We start from the raw sequence: 7,672 nt of genomic DNA on the forward strand, positions 1-7,672 counted from the left end.
TGGGCCAACCTGAAGATGATCCCGGTCTCGCTGATGCCGCTCGGCCGCGAGATCGTGCCGACCGACCAGGAGTGGGGCGCGCGGTAACCGTCACGAACACTGATGGCCGACGAGGGAAGAGGTCCCCGTCGGCCATCAGTGTTCGCACCGTTCGGGCCCGTGTCAGCTTCCGCCGGAAGCGGAGCGGCGAAAGCGCGCCATGCTGAGCGTCCGAACGCGATCCCGTTGGCGATCGCCTCCACGCCGGTGAGCGGCGACCGAGCAGCGGCAGTTACTCCGGCTTCCTCCCGGCGCGACCGGCCGGACAGGGCCTCGTGCGTCCACTCAGGCGTTGAGGTAGGCGAGGACCGCCAGGACGCGCCGGTTGCTGTCGCTGTCCGGGGGCAGCATGAGCTTGACGAAGATGCTCGAGATGTGCTTGGCCGCCGCACCCTCGGTGATGACGAGGCGTTGTGCGATGGCGGTGTTGGAGCAGCCCTCGGCCATCAGCTCCAGGACGCTGCGCTCTCGTACCGTGAGTGCGGCGAGCGGTTCGTCGCGTGCGTGGCTCACCATCAGTTGGGAGACCACGGAGGGGTCCATGGCGGTACCGCCGGCGGCGACCCGGCGGATCGCGTCGATGAACTGCTCGTTGTCGAAGACGCTGTCCTTGAGCAGGTAACCGATGCCGCCGGTGCCGTCGGCGAGCAGCTCCCTGGCGTACATCTGCTCGACGTGCTGGGAGAGCACGAGGATCGGGAGTTTGGGGATCTCACGCCTGGCCTGCAGGGCGGCCTTGAGGCCTTCGGTGGTGAAGGTCGGCGGCAGCCGGACGTCGACGATCAGGATGTCGGGACGATGCCTGGCGGCGGCCTCGAGCAGGTCGGGACCGTTGTCGACGGCCGCCACGGTCTCGAAGCCGTAGGCGTCCAGGAGTTGGATCAGCCCCTGCCTCAGGAGGAAGAGGTCTTCAGCGAGGACAACACGCACGGTATCTCCATCTTGATTGCGGTCGGACCACCCAGCGGGCTACTGATGTCGAGGGTTCCGTCGAAGGTGGCCAGCCGCCGGCGGATGCCGTGCAGACCGGTTCCCGCGGTGGCGTCGGCACCACCGCGGCCGTCGTCGATGACCCGGGCGTGCAGCACGGCGCCGTCCTGCCAGGCGCTGACCTCGACGTGCTCGGCGCCGGAGTACTTCAGGGCGTTGGTCAGCAGCTCGGACACCGCGAAGTACAGGGCGGATTCGAGTGGTGGCGGCACCTCGCCCGGGATGCTCACCGTCACCTCGACCCGGAGCGGGCTGGCCAGGCCGAGGGCGCGCAGCGCGTCGGCCAGGCCGCGTTCGGCGAGGATCGGCGGGTGGATGCCGTGCACCAGGTCGCGCAGCTCACGCAGGGCCGAGATGGAGGAGGTGCGGGCCTCGCGCAGCAGCCTGCGGGCCTCGTCCGACTCGCTGCCGAGATGGCGTTCGAGCGCCCCGAGGGTCATGCCGAGGCTGACCAGCCTGGCCTGGGCACCGTCGTGCAGGTCGCGTTCGATCCGGCGCAGTTCGGCGGCGGCCGCGTCCAGGGCACCGGATCGGGTCTCGGCCAGGTGCTGGACCCGGACGGTGAGTCGGGAGCGCTCGGTGGGGCCGAGCAGCAGGCGGGTGAAGTACGCGTGCGCGGTAAGGAAGGCCGGGCTGTACCACACCCAGACGACGAAGAGCGCCGCTGCCGCCAGCGCGCCCAGGGCGGCGGTGGGTTGGCTCTGGATCGGGACGAAGAAGTACTCGCGCCCGGTGCCCCGCGCCCGCAGGATGGGCCGCCACAGGCCGCAGGCCAGCGCAAACCCTTCGAGGACGTAGTAGAGCACCACGGCGGGCAGGAAACCGATCATGCCGACGACCGAGTTGAGCAGCAGCCAGAGCAGGTCCCGCCAGCTGGCCGGATCGGTCAGAATCCATTTGCAGCGGCGGATCCAGCCGACGATGTCCTTCTCGAACTCCTGGGGCTCCGGCCGGTAGGGAACGGCGATCTCGATTCCCGATCGGGCGGCCACCCGCCGGTTGGCGTTGCACAGCCAGCGGACCCACTTGGTCACGATCGGCAGCATCACCGCGCCGATACCGATGACGAAGAGGATCACGAAATAGGCGGTGATCAGGAACAGGCAGACCGAGAGCATGGCGCCCAGCGCGATCAGCACCCCTACCACCAGGTCGGTGCCGGCCCGGCGGAGTCGGGCGGGGAACTCGTGCAGGCCGTTCCTGATGTTCACCAGGTCTCGCTCGGGCCCGCGCAGGGGGATGTGGCCCGGCGGGATATGGGCAAGGCCTCCGGATCCGCGGCTCGGTCGATGGACGGGTCGAAGGAAGGGCGGTAAGCGAAGTACACCTGAGCGATCGTCCATCCGTGACAGCAGTGATCCCGCGAGCCCGTCCGACGAGTACGTACAGGACGTACCCACCGGTCGTGCTCGCGGGTTTTTTCGATCGGCGCCACGTTACTAAAACTCAACGAGCCGTGACGAGTTGACCGACCGGCGGTCGGCCGGGAAACGGCTGTGGGGCCGCTCCTCCGTCCGGGGGTGACGGAAGAGCGGCCCCGGCGTGCCGGTCAGGCGGACCTGGCCGTTTCGATCGGCGGCGTCCGCATGCCCCTCCAGGAGGGGAACAGGGTCGCGCCGAAGATCAGGACGAGCGCGCCGCCGATGATCGCGAGGTAGATGCCGATCGAGCCCTTCGGCAGGATCGAGTCGGCCTTCACCAGGCTGTACGGGACGATCGTGGTCGCCGAGGAGATGGTGCCCAGGATGGTCGCGATGACGGCGACCAGGGCGCCTTCGACGCTCAGCATGCCCAGCACCTGGGCCTTGGTGGAGCCGGTCAGACGCTGGAGACCGAACTCGCCCTGGCGCTTGCGGGTCACCGCCACCAGGCTGTTGATCACGGTGATCGCCGCGTAGCCGACGATCATGGCGACGATGGTGTAGTTCGAGGAGACCAGGATCTGCTGGATCTGGTTGTTGGAGCTGGTCAGCGTGGAACGGTCGGCGATCGCGGTGCCGGGCACCGTGGCCGCCACGCCGTCGAGGTGGGACTGGATCTGGGCGTGGTCGGCGCTGCCGTCCGCCTTGACGAGGATCTTGGTCGGCAGGCCGGTGGTGGTGTGCGGGGCCAGCACGTCGGAGGGCAGCAGCAGGTACTGCTCCTGGGGGTTGTCGGCGTAGGTGGCCACGACCTTGGGGTCGGCGGCGGTGCCGTCACCGAAGTGGATCTTCAGGTTGTCCCCGATGCGGACGCCGAAGTCCTTCGCCTGCTTGTCCGACAGGGCAACCGTGTTGCCCTTCAGGTCGCCGATCGATCCGTTCAGCGAGTCGAGCGCGATGGTCTGCTGGACACCGTTGGCCGAGACGCCACGCAGATCCATGGTGTTGCCGCTGCCTGCGGCGTCCACGAAGCCGATGGAGCTGACCAGTTCGGAGACGCCGGACACGCCCGGGATGGAGCGGACCGAGCCGATCACGCCCGGCGCGAAGCCGCCGGTCGAGGAGTCGAGCACGTAGTCGGCCAGCACGTTGCTCTCGTAGCTCTTGGCGGAGACGGTGTCCTCGGTGGCCTGCATGTACAGGGTGCCGTTGGCGATGCCGATCAGCAGGATGATCGGAGCCACCGCGCCCGCCATCCGGACGTTGTTGGTGGTGGCGTTGCGCAGCGCCATGTACCCGGACAGCCCGGAGAACGCGCGGACGGGCCAACGGAGCGCCACCACGATCGCCTTGGTGATCCCCGGGGCGAGCAGCGCCACGCCGATCGCGAACAGGACCGAGGCCGGTCCCGCGGTGCTCGCCAGGGTCGGACCGTCGGTCATCACCGTGACCGTGACGACCGACAGCGTGACGCCGTTGAGCATGAAGAACAGCGCCAGCAGCAGGCGGGTGGTGGTGAGCCACTTGGTCTGCAGGGTGCTCTCGGCCATCGCCGCGACCGGCTCGGTCTTCGCGGCCTTGCGCCCCGCGAACAGCGCCGCGCCCATGGCGGCCGCGATCGCCGCGAAGGCGCCGACCGTGATCGGGATCCAGCCCTCGCGGAAGATGATCTCCTTGGACACCACGCCGTTGCCGGTCAGCTGCCCGTACAGCAGCTTGCCGACCACGAGGCCGGGGGCGATCGCCAGGGCGGTGGCGATCACCGACAGCACGGCGGTCTCACCGAGGATCATCCGGCGCACCTGCCGGGAGGTGGTGCCGATCGCCCGCAGCAGGGCCATCTCGTGCGCCCGCTGCTGGAGCGAGAGCCCGAGCGTGGAGGCGACACCGAACATCACGATCAGGACCGCCCAGCTGCCGAAGATCGCCGCCAGGATGGTCACGGTCCGCTGGCTGGAGAGCGTGCCCGGCAGGTCGGCCAGGCCGCGCCGCTCGCCGGTGAGCACCATCGCCTTGCCGCTGACCGCCGAACTCACGGCCTGCTCCAGCGCAGCAACGTCGACACCGGCCGCCGGCTGCACCCCGATGGAGTCGAACTTTCCCTTGGAGTCGGCTAGTTGCTGCGCCTGGGCATCGGAGAAGAACAGGCTCGGCTGGATCGTCTCGCCGGTGGTCTGGTGGGCGATGCCGGAGACCGTGAAGGTCCGGGCAGCGCCGTGCACGGTCAGCTGCACGCTGGAGCCGACGCCGGCGCCCGAATCTGCCGACAGCTTCGCGTCGAGGACCACCTGGCCGTTGCCCGGGGCCACGCCCTGGGTCAGCGTGAACGGGGTCAGCCCGGCGCCGGACCAGTTGTGGCCCTTCGAGCCGGCGTCGACCGCCTTGCCGCCCACCACCACGGTCGCGGGGAAGGACAGGTCGGTGATCGCGTTGCCGACGCCGGGAACCGCCTTGACCGTGTCGAGCACACTCGGGTCGATCCGGTTGCGCTCGGTCAGCGCGGTGTCGTCGTGGGTCTGCTGACCGGTCACCACGATCGGCACCCCGGCCAGGCGCTGCGGCGGGGCCGCCATCCGGACGCCGGTCTCCATCAGGCCACCGCAGGCCATCACGATCGCGGCACCCAGGAACATCGCCACGAAGGTGGCGATGAACCCGGTCTTACGGAACTTCAGTGTGCGCAGGGCCAGTAGCAGCATCAGCGGCCACCCCCCGACAGGGCGGAGGAGGGCTCGAAGTTCTCGTCATCCCAGGCGCCGAGCCGGGTCATCCGCGCGGCGACGGCCTCGGCGGTCGGCTGGTACAGCTCGCCGACGAAGCGGCCGTCCGCGAGGAAGACCACGCGGTCGGCGTAGGAGGCGGCCACCGGGTCGTGGGTGACCATGACCAGGGTCTGCCCGCCGGCGGTCACCGACTCGCGCAGCAGGCCGAGCACGGCCGCGGCGGTACGGGTGTCCAGGGCGCCGGTCGGCTCGTCCGCGAAGACCACGGCGGGCCGGGTCACCAGGGCTCGCGCGATCGCCACGCGCTGCTGCTGGCCGCCGGAGAGCTGGCCGGGCAGGTGGTCGAGCCGGTCGGCCAGACCGACCCGGTTGACCACCATCAGGATCTGGCTCTTGTTCGGACGCTTGCCGGCCAGCTGGAGCGGCAGCACGATGTTCTGCATCACCGTCAGGGCCGGAAGCAGGTTGAACGACTGGAAGATGAAGCCGATCCGGTCGCGGCGCAGCTTGGTGAGCCGCACCTCGTCCAGGTCCGCGAGGTTGGTGTCACCGACCAGCACCTTGCCCGAAGTGGGCTTGACCAGACCGGCGGCGCAGTGCAGAAAGGTGCTCTTGCCCGATCCCGAGGGGCCCATCACGGCCGTGAAGCTGCCGGTATCGAAGGTCATGCTCAGTCTCTTGAGCGCGGCCACCTCGTTGTCGCCTTTGCCGTAGATCTTCTCGACCGCTTCCAGCCGGACGGCCACTGCCTGCTGACCGCTCTCCTGAGTCTGCACTGGAACTCCCACCCGGTTAATCACGCACCTCACGCGAACTGGTATCAACGGTAGAAGCGGCGGCGGTTCGGCACATTGGCATTGCTTGGCGTATCCGAGGTAGAACTTTCTCCCCCTCGGTGGCGGATGTTCTACCACCACCGCAAGCCGCTTCCGGGAACACCAAGGGCGCGGAACCGATGGCCCGCGCCCCTGGTCACCGGGCCCCTGACGGCAGGGCCGGCGAGTAACGGTCAGCTTTCGAGGGTTCCGAGCGTCGAAAGCCAGTCGTCGACCGCCTCTGCCACCACCGGCGCCGACTCCTCCAGGATCGTGAAGTGGGTGCCGGGCACCTCCCGCAGCAGGTGCTCGCCGCTCCACGAGGCTCGCCAGTCCTCGGTGCCGGGCGCGTCGGTGAAGGACTGCGCCGGGCGGACGAAGAGCACCGGGGCCGACAGCGCTCCCGGCAGGCAGTCCACGATCAGGTCGCTGTAGCGGCTCATCGCGGCAAGCCTGGCGGCGCTGAACCGGCCGAAGGAGGACTCCCGGTCCAGCATGCCCCGGAACATCTGCGGCCAGAGTTCGTCCTGGCCCTCGCCGCCGGGCAGGTAGGTGTCCAGCAGGACGACCCCGGCCGCCGGGGTGCCCGCCTTCTCCAACACCTCGGCGGTGGCGTGCGCGAACTGGCCGCCGGACGAGTAGCCGACCAGGACGAAGGGCTCCCCCGCCGCCATGGCCGGCAGGCCTTCGAGGAAGACGTCGAGCACGGCGTCCACCGAGCACGGCAGTGCCTCCCCGGGGCCGAACCCCGGCACCGGCGGCACCACCACCTCGCGGCGGCCACGGAAGTGCGAGGCGAACCGGGCGTACTGGTGGGCGCCGCCGAGCGCCATCGGGGAGGGGAAGCAGATCAGCTTGGGTCCCTGCTCCCCCTGGGCGAGGCGGACCGGCTCGGCCAAGCGCTCCAGTTCGGCCGCCGAGGAGAAGTCGGGCAGGATCTCGGCGACCGCGTCGAGCAGCGCCATCCCCTTCGTCATCCGGCCCTCGGCGGCGGCCCGGCGCAGCAGCCCGCTGATCGACTCCAGGTCCTCGGCAGCGTCCTCGGCAGCGTCCTCGGCGCCGCCGTCGACAGCGCCGTCGGCGCCGGCCCCGGCGAGCCCGGACCCGCCGTGGGCCAGCTCGGTTCGCAGGTGGGCGGCCAGGTCGGCCGGGGTGCGGTGGTCGAAGACCACGCCGGCGGACAGGGCCAGCCCGGTGGCCGCGGAGAGTGCGATGCGCAGTTCGGTGCCGGAGACCGAGTCCATCCCGGCCTCCAGGAAGCCGACCTCCGGCTCGATCGCCTCCACGGAGGAGTGGCCGAGGATGGCGGCGCTCTGCGAGCGGACCAACTCGACCAGCAGCTCCTGCTGTTCGGACTCGCCGACCCCGGCGAGGCGCGCGCGCAGCGGCGCCACCTCCCCCGCCCCGGCCTGCTGGTCGGGGGTGTCGAGCGCGCCGACGACCAGCGGGACGTCCGCCGCCAGCCAGTACCGCCGGTGCTGGAAGGCGTACGTCGGCAGCTCCGCCCGCCCGGCACCGGGGAAGACCGCCCGCCAGTCGGGAGCCAGGCCGTCCACGTAGAGCTGGGCCAGCCCCGTCAGCAGGGTGACGCTCTCCGAGCCGAGCCGGCGGCCGAGCGGGACGAACGCCGTGTCCGGCGCCTGGACGCTCTCGCGGGCCAGCCCGGTCAGCACCGCGTCGGGGCCCAGCTCCACGAAACGGGTGACGCCCGCGGCCTCCAGCGCCCGGACACCGTCGTGGAAGC

General features: G+C 70.3%; 5 protein-coding genes and 1 pseudogene. 1 reads left to right on the forward strand and 5 read right to left on the reverse strand.

Annotation, left to right across the window (positions count from 1 at the left end; genetic code table 11):
- Nucleotides 1-87: pseudogene (locus ACWDBB_RS35835) on the forward strand (YccF domain-containing protein); the annotation flags it as partial.
- Nucleotides 88-324: 237 nt separating this feature from the next.
- Here the strand turns inward: ACWDBB_RS35835 and ACWDBB_RS35840 are convergent.
- The 5 genes from ACWDBB_RS35840 to ACWDBB_RS35860 all read right to left on the reverse strand — a co-directional run.
- Nucleotides 325-969 carry a response regulator gene (locus tag ACWDBB_RS35840; RefSeq protein WP_380452078.1) on the reverse strand — a complete coding sequence of 215 codons (645 nt, stop codon included), beginning with the start codon at nucleotides 967-969 and terminating at the stop codon, nucleotides 325-327.
- Nucleotides 933-2,240, reverse strand: coding sequence for a sensor histidine kinase (locus ACWDBB_RS35845; RefSeq protein WP_449793594.1), 1,308 nt, complete (start codon nucleotides 2,238-2,240; stop codon nucleotides 933-935). Before ACWDBB_RS35845 ends, ACWDBB_RS35840 begins: the two co-directional genes overlap by 37 nt.
- Before the next feature lie 338 nt (nucleotides 2,241-2,578).
- Complete coding sequence (locus ACWDBB_RS35850) at nucleotides 2,579-5,089, reverse strand: ABC transporter permease (RefSeq protein WP_449793595.1); 2,511 nt, start codon at nucleotides 5,087-5,089, stop codon at nucleotides 2,579-2,581.
- Nucleotides 5,089-5,889: an ABC transporter ATP-binding protein gene (locus ACWDBB_RS35855; protein WP_380452069.1), complete on the reverse strand. Its 801-nt coding sequence runs from the start codon at nucleotides 5,887-5,889 to the stop codon at nucleotides 5,089-5,091. Before ACWDBB_RS35855 ends, ACWDBB_RS35850 begins: the two co-directional genes overlap by 1 nt.
- 233 nt (nucleotides 5,890-6,122) lie before the next feature.
- Nucleotides 6,123-7,672, reverse strand: a 1,550-nt coding sequence (locus tag ACWDBB_RS35860; protein WP_449793596.1) for an alpha/beta fold hydrolase, incomplete at its 5' end; no start/stop codon positions are given.

Source organism: Kitasatospora sp. NPDC001095 (assembly GCF_053598615.1).

What these genes read in the sequence shown, in the direction of transcription:
- ACWDBB_RS35850 (WP_449793595.1), bottom strand. Translation starts at nt 5,089, where the DNA reads ATGCTGCTACTGGCCCTGCGCACACTGAAGTTCCGTAAGACCGGGTTC.